21 protein-coding genes are annotated in these 24,116 nt (G+C 30.4%); 4 read left to right on the top strand and 17 right to left on the bottom strand.

Going from position 1 to position 24,116, the window contains the following annotated elements:
- The first annotated feature begins 40 nt into the window (after positions 1 to 40).
- Entirely contained in the window at positions 41 to 760 is a 720-nt protein-coding gene (locus tag SJY27_RS13780; protein ID WP_397445445.1) for an energy transducer TonB, read from the top strand.
- 174 nt (positions 761 to 934) lie between these two features.
- Here the strand turns inward: SJY27_RS13780 and SJY27_RS13775 are convergent, their stop codons facing one another.
- The 4 genes from SJY27_RS13775 to kynU all read right to left on the bottom strand — a co-directional run bounded on the left by SJY27_RS13775 (position 935) and on the right by kynU (position 4,739).
- Positions 935 to 1,465, bottom strand: a complete 531-nt coding sequence (locus tag SJY27_RS13775) for a DUF1697 domain-containing protein (RefSeq protein ID WP_397445444.1) — start codon at positions 1,463 to 1,465, stop codon at positions 935 to 937.
- Positions 1,466 to 1,601: 136 nt separating this feature from the next.
- Entirely contained in the window at positions 1,602 to 3,008 is a 1,407-nt protein-coding gene (locus SJY27_RS13770) for an FAD-dependent oxidoreductase (RefSeq protein ID WP_397447928.1), read from the bottom strand.
- A gap of 64 nt (positions 3,009 to 3,072) precedes the next feature.
- On the bottom strand, positions 3,073 to 3,450 hold the full coding sequence (locus tag SJY27_RS13765) for a hypothetical protein (RefSeq protein WP_397445443.1): 378 nt from the start codon (positions 3,448 to 3,450) through the stop codon (positions 3,073 to 3,075).
- Positions 3,451 to 3,461: 11 nt separating this feature from the next.
- Positions 3,462 to 4,739: a kynureninase gene (kynU, locus tag SJY27_RS13760; protein ID WP_397447927.1), complete on the bottom strand. Its 1,278-nt coding sequence runs from the start codon at positions 4,737 to 4,739 to the stop codon at positions 3,462 to 3,464.
- Positions 4,740 to 4,833: 94 nt separating this feature from the next.
- On the opposite strand from kynU, the gene SJY27_RS13755 reads away from it, so the two are divergent.
- The 3 genes from SJY27_RS13755 (at position 4,834) to SJY27_RS13745 (ending at position 8,649) form a co-directional block, all read left to right on the top strand.
- Complete coding sequence (locus SJY27_RS13755; RefSeq protein WP_397445441.1) at positions 4,834 to 6,045, top strand: NlpC/P60 family protein; 1,212 nt, start codon at positions 4,834 to 4,836, stop codon at positions 6,043 to 6,045.
- A gap of 313 nt (positions 6,046 to 6,358) precedes the next feature.
- Complete coding sequence (locus SJY27_RS13750; protein WP_397445440.1) at positions 6,359 to 7,465, top strand: nucleotidyltransferase family protein; 1,107 nt, start codon at positions 6,359 to 6,361, stop codon at positions 7,463 to 7,465.
- Between the two features lie 332 nt (positions 7,466 to 7,797).
- Positions 7,798 to 8,649, top strand: coding sequence for an IS982 family transposase (locus SJY27_RS13745; protein ID WP_397447926.1), 852 nt, complete (start codon positions 7,798 to 7,800; stop codon positions 8,647 to 8,649).
- Between the two features lie 171 nt (positions 8,650 to 8,820).
- Here SJY27_RS13745 and SJY27_RS13740 read toward each other — a convergent pair whose 3' ends face one another.
- From SJY27_RS13740 to SJY27_RS13680, 13 genes are all read right to left on the bottom strand, one after another.
- Positions 8,821 to 9,000 (bottom strand): hypothetical protein, encoded by a 180-nt coding sequence (locus SJY27_RS13740; protein WP_397445438.1) that lies wholly within the window; start codon positions 8,998 to 9,000, stop codon positions 8,821 to 8,823.
- Between the two features lie 271 nt (positions 9,001 to 9,271).
- Entirely contained in the window at positions 9,272 to 11,680 is a 2,409-nt protein-coding gene (locus SJY27_RS13735; RefSeq protein ID WP_397445437.1) for a GumC family protein, read from the bottom strand.
- Positions 11,681 to 11,682: 2 nt separating this feature from the next.
- The gene (locus tag SJY27_RS13730) at positions 11,683 to 12,456 is read right to left on the bottom strand and encodes a polysaccharide biosynthesis/export family protein (RefSeq protein ID WP_397445435.1); all 774 of its coding nucleotides are present in this window, start codon (positions 12,454 to 12,456) and stop codon (positions 11,683 to 11,685) included.
- Between the two features lie 340 nt (positions 12,457 to 12,796).
- Positions 12,797 to 14,188, bottom strand: a complete 1,392-nt coding sequence (locus SJY27_RS13725) for an undecaprenyl-phosphate glucose phosphotransferase (RefSeq protein ID WP_397445434.1) — start codon at positions 14,186 to 14,188, stop codon at positions 12,797 to 12,799.
- Between the two features lie 122 nt (positions 14,189 to 14,310).
- A complete protein-coding gene (locus SJY27_RS13720; protein ID WP_397445433.1) occupies positions 14,311 to 15,045 on the bottom strand; it encodes a WecB/TagA/CpsF family glycosyltransferase in 735 nt (244 codons plus the stop codon).
- A 148-nt stretch (positions 15,046 to 15,193) separates the two neighbouring features.
- A complete protein-coding gene (locus SJY27_RS13715) occupies positions 15,194 to 16,429 on the bottom strand; it encodes a glycosyltransferase (RefSeq protein ID WP_397445432.1) in 1,236 nt (411 codons plus the stop codon).
- A gap of 28 nt (positions 16,430 to 16,457) precedes the next feature.
- Positions 16,458 to 17,624: a polysaccharide pyruvyl transferase family protein gene (locus SJY27_RS13710; protein WP_397445431.1), complete on the bottom strand. Its 1,167-nt coding sequence runs from the start codon at positions 17,622 to 17,624 to the stop codon at positions 16,458 to 16,460.
- Positions 17,625 to 17,626: 2 nt separating this feature from the next.
- Complete coding sequence (locus tag SJY27_RS13705) at positions 17,627 to 19,354, bottom strand: thiamine pyrophosphate-binding protein (RefSeq protein ID WP_397445430.1); 1,728 nt, start codon at positions 19,352 to 19,354, stop codon at positions 17,627 to 17,629.
- 95 nt (positions 19,355 to 19,449) lie between these two features.
- Positions 19,450 to 20,538, bottom strand: coding sequence for an NAD-dependent epimerase/dehydratase family protein (locus SJY27_RS13700; RefSeq protein ID WP_397445429.1), 1,089 nt, complete (start codon positions 20,536 to 20,538; stop codon positions 19,450 to 19,452).
- Positions 20,539 to 20,560: 22 nt separating this feature from the next.
- On the bottom strand, positions 20,561 to 21,112 hold the full coding sequence (locus SJY27_RS13695; RefSeq protein WP_397445428.1) for an acyltransferase: 552 nt from the start codon (positions 21,110 to 21,112) through the stop codon (positions 20,561 to 20,563).
- Positions 21,113 to 21,266: 154 nt separating this feature from the next.
- Positions 21,267 to 22,364, bottom strand: coding sequence for a glycosyltransferase family 4 protein (locus SJY27_RS13690; protein WP_397445427.1), 1,098 nt, complete (start codon positions 22,362 to 22,364; stop codon positions 21,267 to 21,269).
- Between the two features lie 32 nt (positions 22,365 to 22,396).
- Positions 22,397 to 23,260 carry a hypothetical protein gene (locus SJY27_RS13685; RefSeq protein ID WP_397445426.1) on the bottom strand — a complete coding sequence of 288 codons (864 nt, stop codon included), beginning with the start codon at positions 23,258 to 23,260 and terminating at the stop codon, positions 22,397 to 22,399.
- Complete coding sequence (locus SJY27_RS13680) at positions 23,251 to 24,087, bottom strand: glycosyltransferase family 2 protein (protein ID WP_397445425.1); 837 nt, start codon at positions 24,085 to 24,087, stop codon at positions 23,251 to 23,253. Before SJY27_RS13680 ends, SJY27_RS13685 begins: the two co-directional genes overlap by 10 nt.
- Positions 24,088 to 24,116 lie beyond the last annotated feature (29 nt).

The following is a 24,116-nucleotide window of genomic DNA, read 5'->3' as shown; positions in this document are numbered from 1 at the left end:
AATAATTTAATTAAATTAGCAACCTATAAAACTCTCTATAATGGAAATTAAGAAAAATCCTAAATCAAATTTAGAAAATTTTAGTAAAATTTTTATGCAAATTGGCTTAGTGTTAGCCCTATTTGTAATCTATGTTGCCATAGAACAAAAAACGTATGACAAAACCTATGGTGAATTAGCAGTTGTAAATATGAATGCTGAAATGGAAGAAGAAATTCCTATTACAGAAAGAGTTGAACCTGTGAAACCAAAAACTCCACCACCACCAACTCCAGAAAAAATTGAGATTGTAGAAGACGAAAAGGAGATTGAAGAAACCGTAATAGAATCTACTGAAACAGACGAAACTGAAGCAATTGAAGTAGAAGAAATTGAAGAAGTTGAAGAGGTAGAAGAGGTAATTGAAGACGTAAGTTTTATGATTATTGAAGATGTACCTGTTTTTCCTGGTTGTAAAGGAAACAAAGCGGAGTTAAAGAAATGTTTTAGTCAAAAAGTGCAAAAGCATTTCTCTCAAAAGTTCGATGCAGATTTACCAAACGAATTAGGTTTATCTCCAGGTAAAAAAAGAGTATTCATTGCTTTTAAAATCGATAGAAATGGAAATATCACTAACGTTCAAGCTAGAGCACCACACCCAAAAATTAAAAGTGAAGTGGTTAGTGTAATGAATAAATTACCAAAAATGACGCCAGGTAGACAGAGAGGTAAGCCTGTAGGAGTTAAATATAGTATTCCTTTTACTTTAATTGTAGAGTAATTAACTTAAAATATTAAAATTAAAAATCGTTTAGAAAATTTCTAAACGATATTTTTTTGTTTGTTAGCTCCTGCAAAACTGTAATTAAAATAAATTTCCACTATTTATATATTGGTTCTAGTTTAGAATGAAATCATATTCTTGCAATTGTGAGATTGTTTTATGTTAAAACAATTATAAAACCTCATCCTCAGCTATTTGTAATAATTTTAAAGTAGTTCTTAAATTTCTTGTTGTTGCAGTTACTTTTAACTTTTTCTCAAATATATTATTGTTAATTTTTGATTTTCCAAACCCATTTGAGCAATACACATAAATCAGATCTCCATCAATTTTAAATTGATCTTCGCCAATATTCTTGATTTCAATTTCATTGATTTCTGGTGTTCTATCTAAAAAAGTAAAAGCTACTATTTTTTCATTTTCAATTGCAAAAGGATAATTCGCTATGGCTTTTTTCCATTCCGAAATTGTTTTTGCTATTACAGGAACGTCAAAACCGAATTTTTCTTTAATTCCGATTTTTATAGTATCGCAAATATCATTTCTATTTAAATTAGCTTCTAAGATAATATTACCACTTTGAATGTAAGTTTGCACTTTTTGAAATTTCAATGCTGTTAATAACCGACGTAAATCTACCATAGGTATTTTGTTTTTACCTGATACATTGATGCCTCTTAATAAAACAATATATTTTTTCATTCAGTTTATTAACGTTCTTATAGTTTCAATTTAATCAGTAGTTTTTATAAAAATGCTTAGCCCTGATTGAAACGACATCCTTTTTTATTTTTCATAAAAAAGATATAGTGGAAAGCAGGAATAGCTTCTAATAATTTTACAATCCTGCAATTTTATCTTCTTCTAAAATGTTATTTGTCTCTGCTATAACTTTATCTAAAATGCTATTTAGTTCCTCTTTTGTCATCTCTAAATGCGTATGCACTTTGTCATCTGCAATTAAATTTAATAATGCTTTGTCTTGTGCTCTTCCTCTTTTCATAGCTTCATTGTAACCAATGTTTTCATTAAAAGTAACCAACGAATATTTTGAAGCATATTGGCTTGGAAATGTCTTTTCTAAGTCCATTTCTATTTTACGTTTTTCTTTGAATAAAGGGTTTGCAACGTGATCTCGCATTTCATAAAAGTTATCAATCGCTAAATCTGCAATAGCATCCGTATCTTTTTTTCTCGTTTTTTGATAGGCTTTAAAAACAGCTTCCCAATCAAAACGTTCTTGATTGTGCTGAAAACGATTTAAGATTTCATCAAAAACAAATACATCTTCGAAAGAAGCGTTCATTCCTTGTCCGTAAAAAGGAACAATGGCATGCGCAGAATCTCCCATTAAAAGCGTTTTATTTTGATACGACCAAGGAGAGCATTTAATAGTGCCCAAAGGACCAGTAGGATTGTTGGCAAACTCTTCTTTAATATTCGGAATTAAAGCCAAGGCATCTGGAAATTCTTTTTCAAAAAATGCGATAATTTTTTCTTCGGAAGTTAAATTCTTAAAGTTGTATTCGCCTTCATCATAACTTAAAAACAAGGTTACTGTAAAACTACCATCCATATTTGGTAAGGCAATTAACATAAAATCGCCTCTTGGCCAAATGTGCAAATGTGATTTACTTATTTGATGATTTCCACTTTTATCAGCAGGAATTTCTAACTCTTTATACCCGTGATTTAAATAGTTTTGCGAATAACTAAATAAGAATTTACGCTCTGAAACATAACTTTTTCTCAAAGATGAACCTGCACCATCTGTTCCGAAAATAATAGCTGCTTTTACTTGAAACTTTTCTTTGGTTTTGTAATTTTTAAAATGCGCTATTTTATTTTCGATGTCTACTTTTTTACATCCATTATTAAAATGGATGTTGACATTTTCGTGTTTTTCGGCTTCATCTAATAAAATAGCATTTAAATCGCCTCTTGAAATGGAGTTGATATACTCACCTGCTCTACCTGAATAGTTGGATGCAAAAGTATTTCCTTGATTATCATGCATTAATCTACCATACATTGGTATACAAATTTCTTTGGCTTTTTCTTCCATTCCACATAATCGCAAGGCTTTTAAACCTCTGTCTGATAATGCTAAATTGATAGATCGTCCTGCAGAAATGTCTACTTTTCGTAAATCGGGTCTGCTTTCGTAAACTTCTACTTTGTAGCCTCTTTGTGCTAGTCTTAGTGCCAACAAAGAACCACAGAGTCCTGCTCCGATTATTAAAATTGAAGCCCCTCCTAAATCCTCTCCAAAAGGGAAGTTTTTTTCATTGTTGCTTTTTGTTTCTTTTTTATTTTCCAAGATTCTTTATTTTATTTTTAATCAACCTTATTTCTTCAAAAGTTAATCTCATAAATGATATGTTAATGATGTCTGTTTTTCCTTTTTGATCAAAAAAAACAATTTCAGGAATTACAGAGTTAAATTTAATTCCTTCATTACTATTATAAAAAAACTCTTTTATCAATTTATTTTTCCTGATAAGAACAATTCGTTTTTTAGAAATTATAAGACTATGGTATTTAGTTTTTCTAAAAAATAGTAAACAATCAAGTATTACATTATTCGTGTAAAAAATATCTAAAAATCCTAATTCAGATTTTTTCTTTAAAAAAATTACTTCACCTTCTTTTTCGAAAAGTAATTTTATATCATTGGTATTCATCAATTATAAATCCATTAAACTTCATTTAATTTGGAAAGGATTGAAGATAGGATTGAAACCATTTGATACACATCTTCAAAAGTAGTATACATGGGTACAGGAGCACAACGTATTACATTGGGTTCGCGCCAATCTGTGATGATATGTTTTTCTGTGAGTTTTTGATGTAACCTTTTATCTGCATTTTTTACTTGAATAGATAATTGACAACCTCGTTCTTTTGGATTTTTTGGGGTGATGATTTTGATATCTTCTGAATCCATTTCATGGATTAAAAACTCGAAATAGCCCGTTAATTTTTCTGATTTTTGACGAAGAGCTTCCATGCCTATTTCATCAAAAACATCTAAAGATGCTTTTATAGCAGCCATAGATAATATGGGTGGATTGCTCAATTGCCAACCTTCTGCTCCTTCCATTACATCAAAAGGTTGTCTCATATTAAAACGTGTGGCTTTGTTATGATTCCACCAACCTGCAAAACGCGGTAAATCTTTGTTTTTAGCATGTTTTTCGTGTACAAATACTCCTGATAAACTTCCTGGCCCTGAGTTTAAATATTTGTAGGTACACCAAGCTGCAAAATCTACACCAGCATCATGTAAGTTGGGTTGTACATTTCCTGCTCCATGAGCCAAATCAATACCAACCATACAACCTTTAGAATGCCCGATTTCTGCGATTCGTTTTAAATCTAAAAACTGACCTGTGTAATAATTTACACCACCAATTAATAGCATTGCAATTTCTTCACCTTGCTTATGAACAATTTCTTCTAAATCATCAATATTCAATAATTCCTCTCCTTTTCTTGGTTTCCACTCAATTACATCATCTTCAGAAAAGCCATGAAATTTTAATTGCGATTGTACTGCATATCTGTCTGAAGGAAACGCGTCAGATTCAATCACAATTTTATATTTTGTTTTTGTGGGTCTATAAAACGATACCATTAATACATGTAAGTTGGTCGTTAAAGTATTCATTACCACAACTTCAATAGGTTTTGCTCCTACTATTTTTGCCATTTTATCGGTTAAATACTCATGGTAACGTATCCATGGGTTTTGAGCCTCAAAATGCCCTTCTACCCCTAAATTTGCCCAATCGTCTAATTCTTGCTGGATGTATTTTTGGGTAGCTTTTGGTTGTAATCCTAAAGAATTTCCTGTAAAATACAACCAATTGTTTCCGTCTTTATCTTTTGGAATATGGAATTGATTTCGCAAATAAGCAAGTGAATCTTCTTGATCTAACTGTTGCGCAAACGCTAATGTGTTTTTGTATTTCATCAATAAATAAAGGATTGTTATCAAATATAAAACATTCTAATTTTAGAATGAATTAATTAGTATCTTTATTCTACTAATACTAGAAAACTTACTTATGCATTTTCATAAAACATTACTTCTTATCTGTATTTTATGCTGCATTTCTTGCAACAACAATTCCTTGTTAGTTTCAGGTTTGCAAAGCGTTAACCAAGATATACAAGCACAATATGCACCCGATAAAAGAGTAGCTATTTATAACATTGAAATTGAGAACATTAATGATAAGATTGTGGCAACAGGCAAAACAAACTCTCAACAAGGTTATCAAAAATTATTAGATAGTCTACAAAGTTTAGATGTAGATTTTAGCAATAAAATCAGAGTATTACCAGACAGCGCTGTTGGCCAAAAAATATTTGCAATTGCCAGAAATTCTGTAATTAACATCCGCTCTAAACCCAAACATTCTGCAGAATTAGGTACGCAAGGTTTGTTGGGCATGCCTTTAAAAATATATGATAAAAAAGGAGATTTTTATAGAGTTCAAACGCCTGACCACTATATTTCTTGGGTAGATAAAGGCGGAATTACAAGAATGACGAAAGAGGAATTCACGGCTTGGAATACTTCTAAAAAGGTGATGTACACTCAAAATTTTGGCTATGTGTACAAAGATCTAAAATTTAAAGAAATTGTTTCTGACATCACTTTAGGTGGGGTTTTAATACTTCTACAAAACGAGAAAGAGTATTATTTTGTACAATTTCCGGACGAAAGAAAAGGATATATTAGAAAAGAGGAAGCGATGATTTACGAAGCTTGGTTACAAAGCAATTCTTTTTATAAAGACACTGAAATCTCACAAACGCAAAAAAACATAGAACACTACGCAAAAGAAATGTTAGGTTTTCCGTATTTATGGGGAGGAACGTCTAGCAAAGGAATGGATTGTAGTGGGTTTACAAAAATGGTGTATTTAATGAATGGTTTTATCATTCCTAGAGATGCCTCTCAACAAGTGCTAGCAGGCCAAATTGTAGACGCTGCATTGAAGTTTGAAGGCCTAGAAAAAGGCGATTTGCTCTTTTTTGGCAAAAAAGCAACTGCCAATAAAAAACAAAAAGTTACGCACGTTGGTATTTGGTTGGGCAATGCTAAAATGGAATTTATTCACGCTTCTGGCAATGTGCATTTGAGTTCTATGGATGAGAAACAACCTCATTATGATGCGTTTAACAAAAATCGTTATTTGGGTAGCAGGCGCTATTTAGGGGTAGACGATCAAATGATTGTGAAGTTCAGCGATACAAGTATTCTTTATTAACGTTTCTGATTTTAATACTTGAAAAGTTTTACAATTGTACTATTTTTGGATTTGTTTTTATAATTACCCAAAAACAATAAACAAAGTATTTGTTTTTTATCTATTCAAAACACACGTGAAGAACTGAATTATGACAACGTTGACATCAACACTACCCTACTAAGCCAGTTGTATATTCAAGTTACTTTTAATATGTTTGCTATGCGTGAAATTAATTAACGATTTGACATCACATTTTTATAGCGGCATTTCGTATTGCTACACTTGCATACAGCATTGACTATTTGAAAACAAACTGATCAAAACACCAAAAATGACGTATAAAGAAACGCTTTTTTTTATCGGCCAAAGTTTGACCATTAATCACGAAGAGAAAAATAAAATTGCTATCGAAGCACAACTCAAAAGCAATAGTGTGGATTGGGATGCAGTTGTTAAAGTGAGTACAGGTCACTTTGTGTTTCCTGCGCTATATTGCAATTTAAAGCGTGCGAATTTCTTGCAGTACCTCCCTGAAGATTTGGTAGCCTATATGAAGCATATTACCGATTTAAATAGAGAACGCAATCAAAAAATAATAGCGCAAGCTAAAGAAATTAACAGAGTACTCTTAACTAACAACATCACCCCCGTCTTTCTAAAAGGAACTGGAAATTTATTGGAATGCTTGTATGAAGATATCGCCGAACGCATGGTTGGGGATATTGATTTTATTGTGTCTAAGAAAGAGTATCCAAAAGCGATTGAAGTATTATTAACATTTGGGTATGAAACTGTACATAAACAAGACTACTTTTACCCCGAGTTTAAACATTATCCTAGAATACATAAAAAAGATGGTAAAAGTGATACTGCTGTTGAGATTCATAAAGAACTAATTACAGAAAAATATGCAAAGGAGTTTCATTTTGATATTATTAAAAACAATACTCAATATAAAAACGGATTTTGTGTTTTAAGTGATGGAGATCAATTGAATTTGACAATTATTGCAAAACAAATTAATGATTTTGGTAAAGATTACAAAACGATATCATTAAGAAATGCCTATGATGTATTTTTATTAGCTCAAAATACCAGTGCTAAAGACGCCATTTCTATTTTTAACAAATTGCACGCTCCCTTGAATAACTTTTTAGCCATCTGTTATGAAGTTTTTGGTAAAATTGAATCACTAGAATACGCGATTAGCCAAAAAACGAAATCCTATGTTGATACTTTTTATAAACAACTAGAATACTCTTCACGCAAAAAAGAGATGCATTATAAAAAAATATACCAAAAAGTACTTTTTAAAAAGCGTATGGAATATATGTTTTTTACTATCTACAAAAAAGAATTCAGACAATGGATCTTGAATAGATTTAAAGATAAAAAATGGAAAAAGCATCAATTAAAAAAACTGGGGTTTAAGAAATAGTATGTCTTTTATAAATGAAATGTCTTAATCTAAATACCAAAACCGTCTCCTAATTATAAATATTATTAGATGAGAAGTTTGGAATGGATTAAATATCCTAAATTTATTTCTTTGTTGCACTACTCAATATTAGCTACAATTCTTAAACCTGTAAATTCAGATGAAATTTGTGGAATATAATTAAGAAAGAACTTGGATTTTTTACTTTTAACCTGAGTTCGATTAATATTTAGATAAATTTTATTAGAAAAAAAAGATATATTTTTAGTAATTTAAAGTACTGAATTTCAATTTTTTAATCTAAAAACCTATCTATATATTGTTACTCTAAAATTACGGATTTATTTTGTATTGTTGATGAATTTTGTAAAGAATACGACCAAATAGTTGATAAATCACTACTTGGTAATATTTCAAAGCGACCACCTAGAATGTCAAAAAGTGAAGTAATTACTATTACAGTACTTTTTCATTTAAGCGGATTTAGAACCTTTAAATACTTCTATATTTATTACGTTCAGAAGCATATGCAAAGTGAATTTCCTCAAACCGTTTTCTACAATAGATTTACAGAACTTATGCAGTCTAATTTGATGCCAATGGTAACATTCTTAAAAACGTGTTGTTTAGGAAAATGTATTGGAATTTCTTTCATAGATTCCACACCTGTAAGAGTTTGTAAAAACAAACGAATCTATACCAACAAAGTATTCAAAGGAATTGCCAATACAAGAAAATCAACCATGGGCTGGTTCGATGGTTTTAAACTTCATATCATCATAAACGATAAAGGCGAAATCTTGAATTTTACCATTACACAGGCTAGTGAAGATGATAGGAATCCGCTGAAAAAAGAACGTTTTTTGGATAAAATATTTGGAAAGATCTTCGCTGATAAAGGATATATTGGCAAAGAACTTTCCAAAATACTCTTTATTGATGGCATTGAACTCATTACAAATATTAGAAATAATATGAAAAACTGTTTAATGACCATGTCTGACAAGATATTGTTAAGAAAACGTTCTGTCATTGAAACTGTGAATGATGAACTTAAAAATATCTGTCAAATTGAACATTTTAGACATAGAAGTTTCAATAATTTTTTAACTAATATTATTTCTGGTCTAATTGCATATAGTTTTTTACCTAAAAAACCTGCTATTAAATATAACAAATTCTAATCAAATTTGCCTCTTTTAATAATCGAACTCAGGTTTTTATCTATAATACCTCTTGCTTACCAACTACTTCTTACTAGGCACTTTCAGAAGTAGCAGACTTTTAAACAACAATTCTAAAAACACCATTTAAAATTTATAAATTTTAGATGGTTTTTAGTTTTTCGCTATTCATTATAGGATTTCAGTAAAATCAAGGCGTAAAACAGAAACCAAATCATCCCAAGGAATAGCGGTATAGATTTTTCCTAAATCACTTAATAAAAATTGATTAAAATAAAGTTCAAAATTTTCACTGGCTCTTAAAAATGAAAATTCATGCTGAAATTCGGAGATTCTTCGTATTTTAGTCATACATAGATAAATTAAAAACCCCGTTTTTTGAGTGTACAGCTCATTTTCGGGGTTTGTTATTATCTAAAATACAACTTATTTATCTGATAAACAAGTGATTATTTACTTCTGAAAGTGCCTTTTCTATTTGGGCTTAATAGCCAAAAATAACTTTACCATGATTTAAAAATCATGGTAAAGTTATTGATTAAGCAAAACACAAAAATTAATAAAAGACAACTGACAACAGATTTAATTAAAGCTAATTTGATTAAAATAAAAAGTATCAAGATTAACTTTTAAAAATTCTTTTGTACCAAGGTTTTTTGCTTTCTTCCAAATATCCAACTCCATAACCATAACCATAACCGTAACCATAACCATAACCATAACCATAACCATAACCTCTTGTCATGTCTGTATCATTCAATACAACAGCCATATTTGGTAATTTCTTTTCATCAAATAAATTTTGAGCAACTTTAAGCATTCGTTTGTCTAAATAGTTGGCTCTAGTAACATACAAGGTTATGTCTGCATATTTAGCTATTAAAAAAGTATCCGTTACTAAATTAACGGGTGCTGTATCTACAATAATAAAATCATACTCATTCTTAACTTCTTCAAACAGTTCTTTGGTCTTATCCCCTAGTAGTAATTCCGCAGGATTGGGAGGAATAACACCTGATGAGATAATATCCAACCCTTTAATTTCTGGAATAGAAAACTTGATATCTTTCAAAGCTACAGATGCATTGGTTATAAAATTGGTAACCCCTTTACGTTCAGGTATACCTAAATACTCAGTAACCTTTGGCGCTCGTAAATCCATTCCTAATAATAAAACTTTTTTATTCGATAAAGATAAGGCCGAAGCTAAATTAATTGAGATAAATGATTTTCCTTCACCGCTAGTCGTTGAAGTAACAAAAATCACTTTCCCTTCATCAGAATTTTTGTCAGACAACATAAAGTCAAGATTTGTGCGAATCAATCGGAATGACTCTGCTGTACTTGTTCTAGAATCATTTTTAATAACCACTTTATTATCTGTTTCAGAGTGTGGTACATCCCCTAAAAAAGGGATGGAAGTGGCATCTTCAATATCTTTTCTTGAGTGTATTTTGGTATCTAGTAAATTTCTCAAATAAATAAACCCAAAAGGAACCATTAGGCCTAAAAATAAAGCTATTACATAAATCTTCTTTTTATTCGGTGAAACAGGTCCTCCATTGCTGTAGGCATAATCAATGATCTTTGCATTAGGTACACTAACTGCTAAAGAAATCGCTGTTTCCTCTTTTTTGGTCAACAAATAAGAAAATAATTCAGCATAAATAATTTTCTGACGTTCGATGTCTATCAATCCTCTTTCAATGACAGGAATATTTGAAATTTTATTAGACGACTTTTGAAATTCGTTAGTAAACTGTTTCAATTGAATTTCTAAGGATCTCTTTAAATTGGTTAAACTCGCCAGCAGATTCTTTTTCAAAGTTGCTATTTGAGTGCGCAATTGTATAAGGCGAGGGTTTCTATCCCCAGCAGTTACAATTAACCGATCTTTTAACAATACCAAATCATTATACTTTTCTATAGATGATGTAATCATCTCGTCCTGAAAACCTAAATTAGTGGGCAAAATAGTATTTTGTTGCGACGCTTTAGTTAGTTTTTCCTGAATCCATTTGGCCAAACTGAGTTGACTTTTTACAGTAACTATATTTTGATTGTTATTAGATAATTCTTCCAAGACCATTTCACCTTCTGCAGATAAAACAGTAACTCCGTATTTCATTTTATAGTCTTTCACATTGTCTTGTACCATTGCCAAGTTAGCACCTACGCTTTCTAAACGCTCTTCAATAAATACCTTGGTTTTTTCAGAAACTATATTTTTATCCTTAATTGCATCTAGGTTGTACTGGTATACCAATTCGTCTAAAATCGCTACGGCTTTCTCTTTTTTAGAATCCACTAAAGTTAAATTCAACACACTTGAATTTTTATCTACTAAACTGGCATTTATTCTTCCTCTGTAATTGTCTATAACTTTATCTCTATTGCGCAAGGAAACAAAAATAGTTTCACCTAAAAAAGTATTTTTCTCTTTATTATTTTTTATTACTTTATAAAGTCCAATATCACTATTCATTTCTTGCCCAAAACTAGCCTCTTTTATAGTTTCCAATTCTTTGTTTAAAAACACAAAGTTGTTATTTCCCTTAATAGATATGATGAATGTGGTATCTCTATTTCTTGAATAACTGTTAGAAGTAAATTCGAGCCTAAATGGTAAATTTTCATAGAGCTCTATTTTCCTAACTCTACCTTCTACATAATAAGTGATGTTTAAATTTAAAGAATCTACTACATGACCAATTATTTTTCGAGATTTTAAGATTTCAATCTCATTTTCTGGACTGTTTGCAGATCCCCCTCCAATGATTCCTAAGTCTTCAAAAGCTGCTAACTCTGCTGAAATACCAGACTTCTTATTATCTTTAATCATTATAGAAGTTGAGGCCGTATATGTTGGGGTAGTGTACCTTAGGTATACATAAGCAGTACTAAGAGATATTATTGCTGCGAGTACAAACCATTTCCAGTAAATAATATATTTTTCTAGCTCATCTCTAAGATTTAAAGTTTCTGTGTCAAACGCAGTATTCGTTATAAAGTTCTCTTTTGTATCTTGCATTGTTATCGAATTAATAGGGCAACCACAGTCACTAAAAGACTAGTTATAGAAATAAACAAGCTTGTATTGGAATTGGCAGATGCTGATTGAATTTTAGCATAATTGGGCTCTACATACACCACATCATTTTGTTGTAGATAATATACGGGTGATGTAAATAGTTCTTTAGAAAGCAGGTCTACTTTGTATTGTGTTTTTTTACCATCCTCTTCTCTTTGCACTATTACATTGTTCCGTTGACCAGAAATATTCAAATCACCAGCCAAACCAATAGCTTCCAGAATGGTGATTCTTTCATTGGGGATTGTATAATTCCCTGGTCTTCGAACATCACCTAAAACTGTTACTTTATAATTGGTTATTATAATATTAATATTTGGTTTAATGATATAATCAGGTTCTAGTTTATTTTTCAACAAGGTAATCAACTCATCTCTAGACAAACCCCCCACTTTTAACTTTCCCAATACTGGAAAATCAATTTCTCCATTGGTATCAACCAAGTAATTCAGTTGCTGTTGCATCCCCATAGCAGCACCACCTGTCGCTGAAAAATTAACCATTCCTAAATTAAAAGGTACCACAGCTTCAGTATCTTGGGCGGTAATCACAATCTGCAACAAATCATCCGGTTTTATAATCGTTTTGTAACTATTCGAAACTTTAGATTGATCAATTTCATCATTTTGAAAATAAATGATGTCTTTTTTTGAGACACAGGCACTTAGTTGTAGTAACAAAGCCAGAAACAATGCATAAACTAAAAAGTTTTTCATAAATATATTTTGGGCTAAAATAGCAAATTCTTCGGAATAGTACCTAACTAATGATAGGATTTTATTATACTTTGTTTATAACGTTGTTCCGAAAAAGGAACGACTAAAGTAACCTATAGATTTTATGTAACAGATTGCTTTACTACATCCGCAATAACAAAGCTCTCTGTCATTTTGATTGAAGCCTAAGCGGAATAGAAAAATCTCTTACTGCGTAAATTAGATCTCTCCACAAGGTCGAGATGAAAAACTACACTTCATTACGAAGGAGGAACGACTGAAGTAATCTGTAATTTATACCATCACATTGATTCACTTCGTACGCAATGATGTACGGGCATTAAAACGCATTTTCATCCTTTTTAAAAAACATAGACCAAGCTGTAACAATAACTATTTTAACATCTAACAAAAAGCTCCAATTTTCAATATACCAAATATCCGCCACAGCTCTATTCTCCATATCCTTTAGTAATTTTGTTTCTCCTCTATACCCATTAATCTGTGCCCAACCTGTAACTCCGGGTTTTGCAAAATGACGTACCATAAATTTATCAACTAACACACGATACTCTTCAGTATGTTTGATCATGTGGGGTCTAGGGCCAACCAGAGACATATTATTTAATATTACATTGATAATTTGTGGCAATTCATCAATACTGGTTTTACGCATAAAAGCGCCAAATTTGGTCACTCTTTTATCATTTTTAGTAGCCTGAACACTATCTGAATCAGAATTTACAGTCATGCTTCGAAACTTAAGGCACTTAAAAGGTTGTCCATCTTTTCCTGTTCTTTCTTGCACAAAAAATACAGGTCCTTTACTCGTCAACTTTATGATTATCGCAATAATTGGAAACAACCAAGAAAATAGCAACAAAATCACCAAAACAGAAAATACAATATCAAAGCCTCTTTTTATAAATCTATTGGTTAAACTTTTTAAAGGCTCACTTCTTAATTTCATAATGGGTATGTTCTCTACATAATCAATAGAAAATGTTTGAGACAAGTACTCTGAAAACTCAGGAATTACTCGAACACGCATCATATTATTATCTGCATATTGAAACAAGTCATTAATCAATTTACTTTGATGGTAAGGTAATGAAATGATAATTTCATCTACAGTATGATCCTTTAAAAAGTTTGTAATTTCTGTAAGCCCTCCTTTATGATATTGTTTTAAATGATTGCTAACAATTGCATCAGTAAACAGTCCTGAAATGTGAAAGCCATAATTTTCGTTCAAATAAATTTTTTGGATAAGTGTATTGATATTTTTATTGATTCCAACCAATAAAACTCGACTAAAATTATACCCTTTTCTTCTGTATCTTTTTAAGAAATAAATAAATAAAACCCTCCAAAAAAGCACCAAAAAACTGAAAACTAAAATAGCATACGCAAAAAAGGGTCTTGAAAACTTATCATCAGTTATAAAAAAAATTAATCCTCCACTTAAAAAACAAAACATGATAAGGGCATATAAATTTCTAGATAAAACCCTGTGCGTAAAAAATATTCTTGGAATTTCATAGATATCAAACTTCAAACAAATGGATACCCATAATATAGACCAGCCAATAATAAAGCTATTGTAGAATATAAAATTAGGATACGCGCCTTCAAACACCCAAAAGGTAGCACATATGTAAGAAATCACTAACAAAAAAATATCAACAATAGAAGATATTATTGGAACAAACTTTGACTTTTCTATTTTCATTTTTATAATTTAAACTCATCAAAAAGTAAATTAATGGCACAATTACTATATTAGAGAGGCTACTATTTCTTTCTCTTATAAATCATAATGCCTTTTTTATTCTAAGAATAACTTAACGTTATTTAACGGTCTTTTCTTCTAATCATTACTTTTAACAACAAGTATAGAAAAAACGGACCATAATACAAATACCTGCGCCACATTCTTTTGGGTTCTTTTACCAAGCGAATAAACCATTCTAACTGCATTTTAATCCAAAATTCATTGGGTCTTTCTACAGTACCCGCATAAAAGTCGAATACAGCACCTATAGCACAAATGGTTTTTGTGTTTAATTGATTTTCATTTGCTTTTGACCATTTTTCTTGTTTTGGGGCGGTCATCCCTACAAATAAAACATCTGGTTGTACTGCATTTACTGCGGCTACCATGTTTTCATTGTCTTCTTTTGTAAATGCTGCTTTATAAGGTGGCGAATACGTAGATACCTCAATATTTGGATGTTCTTTTGCTAAACGTTCTTTTATTTTATGTAAAGTATCTTCAGAGGCCCCTAAATACATACACGAACCAGAATGTATTTGCAATTGTTCTAGTAAATATTGATGAATATCTGCCCCTGCAATTTTTTTTATTTTTTGTTTTTTTAACAGTTTGGCGGCAATAACTATGCCTATACCATCTGGCAATAGAATATCTGACTGCTGTAACGCCTTTTTAAAATTGAAATCGTTATCTGCAATACAATACGAATATTGATTGATAGTGGTGATGAGTTGCTTCTGCCTATAATTTATTGTTGATAAGGCATCATTAAAAACATTGTACTCTAAAAGGGGTAATGATTTATGTTTCATAGATTAGATATTTTTAATATAAATATAGTACTATAAAAATTAAAATCAATATTATTATTGCTTTCATTTACGCACTTAAATAGTCTAAAACTTTATCTTTTTTTAAAAATAAAGTAATTTATCTTAGTACAACAGTATGTATTTTACTTTATAAAACATCAATGCTGTTATAAACAGTTTTATATAGTTCTATCATTTTTTTTACTTTTAGATCCCAGGATAACTCAACCTGGCGTTCTTTGCAGTTCAATCCCATTACTCTAATAAGGTGTCTATTTTCATAAAGATGTGTTATTTCTTTTGAAAAATCAACTACTGATTGTTTTGGATTGGTTAGTGGTATTTTAACACCCACTTTTTCATTTACAGCATCTCCTTGTCCACAGGTATTAAAACATACAACAGGTAAATTATTACCAATAGCTTCCAATACCACATGAGGTGTTCCTTCAGCAACACTCGTGAAAAACATCAAATCAAATTTTTGCATCATCTGTTGTACCTCTTTATGACTTACCAATCCATACCATTTACATCGGTTTTCTACACCTCGTGACATTGCCAAATTTTTATAAAAAACATTATCCCCCCCCCCAACAATATGGAGTACGACATCTACTTTATTGATTGTTGCCAAGGTTTTTATGGCAATCGATAATTGTTTTCTAAAATCAAGTTTTCCTACCCATAAAAGATCTAAATGCTTTTTATTCGTTTTGTCTAAAACTTCATGTTCTTGAATATAACAACCTGTTTCATTGATCAATGGAGATGCTATATTAAAAAACTTACTAAAGGTAACCTGAGAATTTGTTGATGCTGAAACAACTACTGAAGCGCTTTTAGCAGCTAGGTGAATCCGTTTTGAATACGTGAGTTGTAAATAAGTAATACTATTTTTAAGATGTGTAAATAATTTTGTCCTTAAGCTCGCTCCCACTAAATAGGAAACTGGAAATTTTTGTTTGGCATCAACAGGTCCCCAAATAAATGGAATACCTTTTATTCTCCATAAGTAGCCTGGTTCTCTAAATCCAATCATATTTAATTGATGAAGAATATCAATTTTATTTGAATTAACAATTTCTTGAGCAATTTGATAGGTTTTTAATTGCCATTTATTATAATGTTTATAAAAACGCCAATCACCTTGATTCCAACACATCTTACGAACTTCTACTGAAACTGGGCTGTAATAAAAGTACATATTAACTGATTGTGGCAGCTTAGGCAGTACCTCTTCAATTATATCTCGAAATTCACCTTCCGTAATGATATGAAGTTCACAATACTTTGCTAAATTTACACACCAATTCCAAGCCATACCAGGCTCACTACCCATATTTGGCGAGCAAGCATATGCATTTATTAAAACTTTTATCATTTTAAAACATAATTATTTAAAACCCAAATTAATTTTTATTAATGTTACTAGTAAGATACTTTATAGAAGCTTTTCTTTCTTTTTCTAAAACTTGATTTGCATTTGTAAAATCAAGATTAAACAAAACATCTAATTCGTCAAAACCACTAATACCTTCCCAAACGATTCTATCATCTAAGCCCACCATTTTTAAAAAATTGACCATACGAGAATTATTTTTTCTTTCACGATTTAAAACCGCAAAGAAAGGCACATTAAAATTGGTAGAAAAAGCAGTTCCATGAAAAGAGTTGGTCAACACAAAAGCTGCATTCATAAATAAATCTATATATCCATCAGGCCCTTGGTCTTCAAGATTAATTACTTTGGGATAGACAGCATTTGAATAAGCTCTTTTGGTTAATTTTATAATTTCAAACCCTAATTTTTCTTGTAAATAATGTGCTATTTTAATCAAAGTTTCTGACTCATGCAAAACATAAATAATCAAATATTTTTTTTTTCTCCTTATCGGTTTTATAATAACTTCTTTCCACTCCTCTTTATTAAGTAACAATGTAGGGTCTAAAACTCTAGTTCCTTCTCTTCCAGAAATTTCTTTTACCAATTTCACACCATCCTCCTCACGAACGCCTATAACATCAAGATTGGCTATATAATTTTTATATAGGCAATAGTACTTTTCATCAATCTCTGATACTCCAAAACTTGAAGCAAAAGACATTTTTATTTTGTCTTTAGGAGCGAACTCTAAAAAATAAGGAGCCATCGAAGTACCTGTACTTGGGTTCCAGATTTGGTCGCTACCCGCGATAAAAACATCATAAGAATGATTGGCTTTGTATAGTTCTTCTATGCTTTTGTATTCTTTAGAATACTTAGTGTTATTTTTATGAAAATTTTTAAAGTTTTCTTTTCTCGTTTTTATTTTCTTAACAAATGAAGAAACAAAATCTTCATAAAAAGGAGAAACCATCCTATATAAAAAAGTATGTTTCCATTTTTCTTTTTTACTAAAAGCTATTGCTGGTTCAGAATCTTTTGTTTCTTTATGATTACGATGTTTATAATATAAATAATCAATCAATTCTGCATCATAACCAAGTAACTGCATTTTTTTTTGAGTTGCATATGCCTGTAGCTCTGCTCCATAATTATTTGTCCTAGAAATGGTAATAATTCCTATTTTTTTCATAATTATTTTTTAATTATTTTTTTTGCTAAATTGAAAGCTTTGCCTTTCATTAAACCTCTTGCAGATCCAACAATTTTTCCAGACATCGTTAATGAACTAATTAATTTATAAGCCTCATTTTCATCAATTGTTTCAGTAAAGACCTCTAGAACAATTGATTTTGATGTCAAGTCTTTATTTATAAATTTTTCATATACTTTTTCAAACTCATTTTTATTTGAAGCCGCCAAATATTCAAAACCTAAATCTTCTGCATAGTGCTTAACTAGCTTATCTGATTTATTACCGTAATGACCACCTGCAGCAATATAAGCATCTGTATCCTCAGTTTCAAATACAGTTCCCATACTATCAAAGTTTTTAAATTCCTGCCCTCTTCCATTGTTTATAATCAAAAGTCTAACGTTATTACCAATATGTCTATTACCTAAACTATTTATGTCATAAAAAAATGCCAAATCTCCGGTAACACCAAAATAAAGCTTTTTTCTATCTGCTAAAGATGCCCCAATTAAAGAAGAAACTACACCATCAATACCAAAACCACCTACATTTGAGTACCCTAAAACAGATTCAGGTATTTCAAAAAAGTTCCAAGCTCTTAGACTATTTCTAATACCTAAGTGTAATACCGAGTTTTCTGGCATTAATGGAGCTAATTGCTTAGCAACCCATATATTAGAAAATGGTAAATCTGGTATCTTATTATAAAACTCCTCATTTTGCTTATTAAATTCATCTAATAAGGTATTCGATAAATCAGTTTTTTTAACTGAATAATGTTTGAAAAAAGTTTTTTCAGGCATGTCAAAAACAAAACTAAGTTTTTTAAATGTATCACGTACCTCGCCGTCTTCACTTACACGCCAAACTTCCTTAGCTCTATAACCGCAATTTGACACCTCCCCAATATGAACCAATAAATCTAATTCATTATTTTTAAAAAGCGCTTGATTTTGCGCTTCTATTAATGGAAATAAAACCCTATACTTTCCTTTATAGTTACTGGTATGATCGCATAAAACAACAGCGTTATTAGCTTCACAAAATTCATTAATACTTTCTAATTGATCTTTAGTCCATTTCATATGGGAACCAACAAAAACTCCTATTCTATTATGCTTAATTTCTGGAAAAATATCATCTTCAGATACTCTCTGTATTCTATGGGTATTAGGCAATTCTTTTACGGAAAAATCTCTACTATAGGTCGTTGGTAAATTAATATGAACAGGTCCTCCCCCATTTCTATTTAATTCCAAAATTGCTTTATTCAAATTTATCATACAATGCCACTCATCCTCTTTATCTTTAATTTCAGGAATGGTTACACTTAAATTTACGACATCTTTAGGCATAACACTTCTATCTATCACCTGATCCATAAGATGCCCTATATTTGTTATACTTCTACCAGAAGTAATCGCTAATACTGGTAATTTTCTATAATATGCTTCTGTAAGCCCTGGTAAATAATTACGAGAAGCTGTAGCACCTGTACAACTTAAAACAACAGTTTCGCCGGTTTCAGCTGCCAAACCAGTAGCAATATAAGCTGCTGAGCGCTCATCGACAGAAGAATATATTTCAAAAAAAGGATCTTGTTGCATGCTTGCAACAAAAGTCATATTTGTACCTCCTGGTGAGGCAATTATTTTTCTAATTCCATTTTGTTTTAATAAAGAAAGTACCATTTGAACATTTCGCTCTGTTGTATAGTTTGTTTTCATAATTATTTTTTATATCAAATTGTTGCTGTTGTTGATGTAAAATAAAGTTATTTTTTTAACAAAATAAAATAATTTTCCAAAATTTACATTTAATTTTAAAAACGACTTATTATTTGATGCATTTTGTATAAAAACTTATATGAAATTGTATATCTGAAAATTAAGTACATTATTTTATCTTTTCGAGAAAGAATTTCTGAGAGAGGAGTTACATCACCAGAAAGTCGATCTAAAAAAGCTTCTTTTTTCCAGTCAATAGGTAAAAAAACTTGGTTATTAAAAAAAACTTCCATACAATTTTGTAAAGCAGATAATGTTGGTGTAGCATCTTCAAAATCGAAATATTTTTTTATTTTACTATTATCGTATTTTCTATCAAACAATTTATCATATTTTACGACATATCTATCAGGAATTGGCGCTTTATCCAAAACTAATATTTTTGGCTTTTTACCTAGTTTTATTTCAATCGTTTCTACATAAGCAGAAAGCATATCTTCCCATTTATAAGCTTCAGAAACCGTGATATTAAAAACTTCTTTTAAAGCATTTGGTTCTCCTATAATTGCACTAATCGCTTTAGATACATCTAAACCATAAGTTAAGGTTGCATACTTAGACATGATATCTTTAGACACCACTATTGTTCGGTTTGCCAATGCTCTATATAGCCAATGCTCTTTTGCAAGTTCTCCTAATTGCAAACGATTTTCACTAAATGTAACAGAGGGCCTAATGATAGTCCAATTAGAAAATCCGCTATTTTTCAATATATCCTCTTGCCTAGCCTTAGCAAGTCCATATTCATCTGTTTTTAAATATTCATCATCCTTGCAAACATCCAACAAACGAGGTGATTCTTCCGTTATAGGCCCTAAAGAATCTGCAAAAACTCTAGATGAACTAAGGTAAACATATTGGTTGGTTTTCTTTAACAATATTGCTACCCGTTCTTTAAACTCATTTGTTTTATATACCATAAAATCAACGATAACATCCCATTTTTGAGTCAAAAGAGAATTTAAAAAATCTATATTATGAGCATCACCCTGTATATACTTTATATTTGGTTTTGATTTTTGAGTTCTACGGGAAGTCACTACCGTTTCATTACCTGCACCAGACAGAATAGAAACTAAATGCACTCCCATTGCTCCTGTACCTCCTAATATCAATACCTTCATAACATCAATTTTAATAAAACATTTACTCTATTATATTTTCACCTTTTAAAAACTCAATATGTTTAATTTTGCCTTCTTCTGTTTCAAATCTATCTTTAATTTTTTTTGCAGGTACACCGCCCCATATTTCACATGGTGGGATTGATCTACTCACTACAGAACCTGCAGCAATAATAGAGCCCATACCAATTGTTACCCCCGCAAGAATAGTACATCCGTTTCCAATCCAGACATCGTCTTCAACTATAGTCAAACCATCCTCACCTCTTGCTCCATCCCAAATATACTCTCCTGGAAAGTTAAACAAATGATCATTTCTTCCTATAAAAATAACTCTTCCCGCAACCAATATATTACTCCCAAAATGAACATCTGTTACTACTCTACAAGAAACTCCAAATTGCACTCTATTACCAATAACAATATCTCTTTTAGCAAAACGAGTATTTTTCATTACTCTTACAAAACCATCATATTTTACCCATGGATAAAATATTCGAAATAACATAACTGACTTAAACCTGTTGTAAAAATATCCTAAAGCAAAACTTACTTTATTACTTCCAACAGCCATATTACTATAATCTATTTTTAACATATTTTTTTATAAATAATTTTCTAAAATACACAAACCTTTAGTATCTAATAATTCAAATTATACTAGTGTAAAATAAACAATTTTAAGCTTATTTTATCCCTTGGGGCTTGTAATAAAATCAATATTTATCCTAAACTCTAGTAAAATAATTATCAAAAACTTTGACATAATCATTAAATGAAATATTCATTTTATTCATATTATTATTTTTTTTTATTTTTAATAAAGTAGACAAACCAAAAATGAGATCTTTTAAATCTCCAGATTTAAAAATGTAACCATTAGATTCATCAACCAAACTATTCGCCCCAACCCTATCTGATACTAATACATAACAACCAGCGACCAAAGCCTCATTAACCACAGCACCGAACGGTTCAAATTTACTTGGTAATACAAACACATTCGCAATTTTATACCAAGCATATAACTCCTTACCTGTCAACCTCCCTCTAAATAAGACTCGCTCTTCTAATTTAGAATTAACAACATCTTCTTTTAATAAATCAAACAAACTACCATTTCCTATAAAGACTAAAACAGTATTTTGTTCATTCAACTTTTTAAAAGCCTCTAATAATAAGTTTGGACATTTTACACTTTCTAATCTACCCACAAATAAAACCACTTGTCTGCTTTCTAATTGATACTCTTTAATCAAATCACTTGCCTCTATTGAAGCATCTTCAAATTTTTTAATCAATTTAGTATCATCTTGTATAATAGGAAAATAATTAAACTTACTGATTTCATTACCATACATTTCACGTAAAATCTTTTCCACAACAGGATGAACAACAAGCATCTTATCTACAGATTTAACAACTTTATTTAGCATTTTTTTTCTAAAACCACCTATATTTTGAAGCATTGTTGGAGAGTCATCTATAGTTACCCATAAATTATAGGAGAAGAAAAAACTACCCAAAATCGATAACAACGTATTTATACCTAGTTCATGCGCTAACACAATATTGGGTTTAAATTTTTTTATTTCTCTTAAGTAAACTAAAGAAAACAAATGCCTACCTAAGTAAAAACCACTGTTAAAATATTTATAATCAAAATTAGCTTGTCTATTGACATATTTCAAATCAAACCCCAAAGTTTTAAGCTCCTTTTCACTTCCAGTAAGTATGACTTTTACATTAAAGCTTTCTGACAACCTGTTGTATAAATCTATCCTGTAAGGAGCCAAATAAGGGTGGAAAATTAGAATCTTTTTCATTATTTAATTAGTCATTCATTAATATGATAAAACTACTTTTTCATTTTATATTTATACTGCAATTGTTGTATTGCTCCTTTAATAGTTTTAATAATACCTATCATACGAATTGTAAAAAAAATGGGATTATTTGTATAATTAGTATACTTCCTTAATTTTTCACTTTTTAAATTTATAACCTTCTCTACTGCAATTTTTAAGAAAGGAATTCCATGATGTTTCGTATTAAAACGAATTACATTTATGGATTTTACATCTTTTATGTGATGATGTTGTTCTGAGTCCCAATCCGAACCAGCAGATAAAAAATAGAACACATCTAAATCGTTATTAATAAATGGTTTAATATCGTAATATTCCGAAACAGGTAAAGTTCTATATTTAAAAATAAAAGGATCTACGTTACTACTGCTGGTATCTAACAAAGAATTAATCTCAAATTGAGCATTAAAAACGATTGCTTTTTTTGCTTTTAACATTGAACCATATAAAACAGCAGCATATCCACCAGCAGAACTACCAATTGTAGTAATAGAATACCCTATAGTTTCACGCATTAAAAATTTTAACAGTTCTTCCGGAGAACTTATCTCTTTATTAATACCTGATAAATACCACTGTTTATGAACGTCTCTTAAAAAGATATGTTTGTACACGTTTTTAATACGCGTCCCATACCATTCAAAAAAGTTTTTATCAACAATCTTTTTTTTGAAAATATCTTCGGCGTTTGGATAATAAATATCGTTACTACTAAAATAGATTGCACATGTCTTATTATCAGTACAATCTTGATTATACGAAATTAAATAATTGTTTTGGGTATTGTATACTGTTTGTACAATATGAGAATCTACTTGAAATACCCAAGGGTCTTTGTCTTCGATTATTTCCATAATTGAGGGATTAAAGCTCTAAGATTAATCAAAATAAAATGTTTTATAGCTATTAGTAGACCAAAATGTCTTTTTTCATAGATAAAAAAAGGTATTGGCTCAGCATAACCTAATGGAGAATATAATAATTGAAATCTATTTTTTATGTGGGTTTCTTTTAAACACCATTTTGGTAATGTAGGGTTAGACTCGCAAGTACCGATATAATCGGAAGTGATATAGTTTTTAAAACCAACTTTTATCGCTCTAAGTCCATAATCAAAATCACCTATGGCATGTTTAAAAGACCAATCGAGATTACCTATTTTATCATACACGATCCTTGGAACTAAAACAAAATTACCATGTATAATTCTACATTCTTGTATTTTCCCATTAGGTATAACCAAACCCTTTTCACCTATTTTTGAACCTCCATAAGTTATAGTTTTTTCAAATTCTGAACATGTTGGCCCACATATTAAAGATGAAAAAGAAGTTTTCTCAGAAGCTTCCAACATTAAAACTATCGAATTTTTAAACAACTTAACATCATCATTCAACCATAAATAAAAATCGTACTCGTAATTCATTGAAGCTACTTCCCAAGCCTTAAACATCCCTCTATTCCAAAATAGATTTCCATTACCCTCAATGACGTTTACTTTTGGATAACTTTGATTTACAGCTGCTGTCGTACCATCTGTTGAATTATCATCTACTAAAAAAATATCCAAAGTAAACTCTCTAGGTAAAGTTGCCTCATATAACGATTTTAGACAATTAAGTGTTTTTACTTTGCGGTTATAACAAGCAAGTAATACAGCTATTTTTTTTTCTATTTTCATTTGTGACTCTTTTAATATGTTCTTAAATT

Source organism: Polaribacter sp. R77954 (assembly GCF_044595335.1).
In the GTDB taxonomy this organism is placed as follows: Bacteria; Bacteroidota; Bacteroidia; order Flavobacteriales; family Flavobacteriaceae; genus Polaribacter.
This window is presented reverse-complemented; position numbering and strand designations above follow the sequence as displayed.

What these genes read in the sequence shown, in the direction of transcription:
- SJY27_RS13780 (WP_397445445.1), top strand. Translation starts at nt 41, where the DNA reads ATGGAAATTAAGAAAAATCCTAAATCAAATTTAGAAAATTTTAGTAAA.
- SJY27_RS13775 (WP_397445444.1), bottom strand. Translation starts at nt 1,465, where the DNA reads ATGAAAAAATATATTGTTTTATTAAGAGGCATCAATGTATCAGGTAAA.
- kynU (WP_397447927.1), bottom strand. Translation starts at nt 4,739, where the DNA reads ATGAAATACAAAAACACATTAGCGTTTGCGCAACAGTTAGATCAAGAA.
- SJY27_RS13755 (WP_397445441.1), top strand. Translation starts at nt 4,834, where the DNA reads ATGCATTTTCATAAAACATTACTTCTTATCTGTATTTTATGCTGCATT.
- SJY27_RS13750 (WP_397445440.1), top strand. Translation starts at nt 6,359, where the DNA reads ATGACGTATAAAGAAACGCTTTTTTTTATCGGCCAAAGTTTGACCATT.
- SJY27_RS13740 (WP_397445438.1), bottom strand. Translation starts at nt 9,000, where the DNA reads ATGACTAAAATACGAAGAATCTCCGAATTTCAGCATGAATTTTCATTT.
- SJY27_RS13735 (WP_397445437.1), bottom strand. Translation starts at nt 11,680, where the DNA reads ATGCAAGATACAAAAGAGAACTTTATAACGAATACTGCGTTTGACACA.
- SJY27_RS13730 (WP_397445435.1), bottom strand. Translation starts at nt 12,456, where the DNA reads ATGAAAAACTTTTTAGTTTATGCATTGTTTCTGGCTTTGTTACTACAA.
- SJY27_RS13725 (WP_397445434.1), bottom strand. Translation starts at nt 14,188, where the DNA reads ATGAAAATAGAAAAGTCAAAGTTTGTTCCAATAATATCTTCTATTGTT.
- SJY27_RS13720 (WP_397445433.1), bottom strand. Translation starts at nt 15,045, where the DNA reads ATGAAACATAAATCATTACCCCTTTTAGAGTACAATGTTTTTAATGAT.
- SJY27_RS13715 (WP_397445432.1), bottom strand. Translation starts at nt 16,429, where the DNA reads ATGATAAAAGTTTTAATAAATGCATATGCTTGCTCGCCAAATATGGGT.
- SJY27_RS13710 (WP_397445431.1), bottom strand. Translation starts at nt 17,624, where the DNA reads ATGAAAAAAATAGGAATTATTACCATTTCTAGGACAAATAATTATGGA.
- SJY27_RS13705 (WP_397445430.1), bottom strand. Translation starts at nt 19,354, where the DNA reads ATGAAAACAAACTATACAACAGAGCGAAATGTTCAAATGGTACTTTCT.
- SJY27_RS13700 (WP_397445429.1), bottom strand. Translation starts at nt 20,538, where the DNA reads ATGAAGGTATTGATATTAGGAGGTACAGGAGCAATGGGAGTGCATTTA.
- SJY27_RS13695 (WP_397445428.1), bottom strand. Translation starts at nt 21,112, where the DNA reads ATGGCTGTTGGAAGTAATAAAGTAAGTTTTGCTTTAGGATATTTTTAC.
- SJY27_RS13690 (WP_397445427.1), bottom strand. Translation starts at nt 22,364, where the DNA reads ATGAAAAAGATTCTAATTTTCCACCCTTATTTGGCTCCTTACAGGATA.
- SJY27_RS13685 (WP_397445426.1), bottom strand. Translation starts at nt 23,260, where the DNA reads ATGGAAATAATCGAAGACAAAGACCCTTGGGTATTTCAAGTAGATTCT.
- SJY27_RS13680 (WP_397445425.1), bottom strand. Translation starts at nt 24,087, where the DNA reads ATGAAAATAGAAAAAAAAATAGCTGTATTACTTGCTTGTTATAACCGC.